The 1,449-nt window shown below is 55.4% G+C and carries 1 rRNA gene; it reads right to left on the bottom strand.

Annotated elements, in window-relative coordinates:
* Positions 1 to 65: 65 nt before the first annotated feature.
* Positions 66 to 1,449 (bottom strand): 23S ribosomal RNA (locus ACGFJ7_RS46775); the annotation flags it as partial.

The raw sequence follows: 1,449 nt of genomic DNA, 5'->3' as shown, positions 1-1,449 counted from the left end.
TGTTTGGGGGTGGTTGTTCGTTTGCTGTGAATCACACAGTGGACGCGTTGAGCAAAAAGTTTAAGGTGGTTAAGCCCTCGGCCTATTAGTACCGGTCGACTGAACCAGTTACCTGGCTTACATCTCCGGCCTATCAACCCAATAGTCTTTTGGGAGCCTTACCCACTCAAGGTGGTGGGATACCTCATCTCGAAGCGAGCTTCCCGCTTAGATGCTTTCAGCGGTTATCCCTTCCGAACGTAGCCAACCAGCCGTGCCCCTGGCGGGACAACTGGCACACCAGAGGTTCGTCCGTCCCGGTCCTCTCGTACTAGGGACAGCCCTTCTCAAGTATCCAACGCGCACGGCGGATAGGGACCGAACTGTCTCACGACGTTCTAAACCCAGCTCGCGTACCGCTTTAATGGGCGAACAGCCCAACCCTTGGGACCTGCTACAGCCCCAGGATGCGACGAGCCGACATCGAGGTGCCAAACCATCCCGTCGATATGGACTCTTGGGGAAGATCAGCCTGTTATCCCCGGGGTACCTTTTATCCGTTGAGCGACACCGCTTCCACACGCAAGTGCCGGATCACTAGTCCCGACTTTCGTCCCTGCTCGACCCGTCAGTCTCACAGTCAAGCTCCCTTGTGCACTTACACTCAACACCTGATTGCCAACCAGGCTGAGGGAACCTTTGGGCGCCTCCGTTACCCTTTAGGAGGCAACCGCCCCAGTTAAACTACCCACCAGACACTGTCCCTCGACCCGATCAGGGCCGCAAGTTAGATACCCAAACCCAACAGAGTGGTATTTCAAGATTGCCTCCACCTGAACTGGCGTCCAAGCTTCACCGGCTCCCACCTATCCTACACAATTAAATTCGGATACCAATGTCAAGCTATAGTAAAGGTCCCGGGGTCTTTCCGTCCTGCCGCGCGTAACGAGCATCTTTACTCGTACTGCAATTTCGCCGGGCCTGTGGTTGAGACAGTGGGGAAGTCGTTACGCCATTCGTGCAGGTCGGAACTTACCCGACAAGGAATTTCGCTACCTTAGGATGGTTATAGTTACCACCGCCGTTTACTGGCGCTTAAGTTCTCCGCTTCGCCCCGAAGAGCTAACAGGTCCCCTTAACGTTCCAGCACCGGGCAGGCGTCAGTCCATATACATCGTCTTACGACTTGGCATGGACCTGTGTTTTTAGTAAACAGTCGCTTCCCCCTGCTCTCTGCGGCCATACCACGCTCCACCCGCAAAGGGGCTTCACGCGTCCGGCCCCCCTTCTCCCTAAGTTACGGGGGCAATTTGCCGAGTTCCTTAACCACAGTTCACCCGTCGCCTTAGTATTCTCTACCTGACCACCTGTGTCGGTTTAGGGTACGGGCCGCTCGGAACATCGCTAGAGGCTTTTCTCGGCAGCATAGGATCAATGACTTCACCTGAAACGGCTCGGCATCACGTCTCA

The sequence above is a fragment of the Actinoplanes sp. NPDC048988 genome (genome assembly GCF_043197815.1).
In the GTDB taxonomy this organism is placed as follows: Bacteria; Actinomycetota; Actinomycetes; order Mycobacteriales; family Micromonosporaceae; genus Actinoplanes.
Note: the sequence above shows the minus strand (reverse complement) of the source record. Positions and strands in the feature narration are given on the sequence as shown.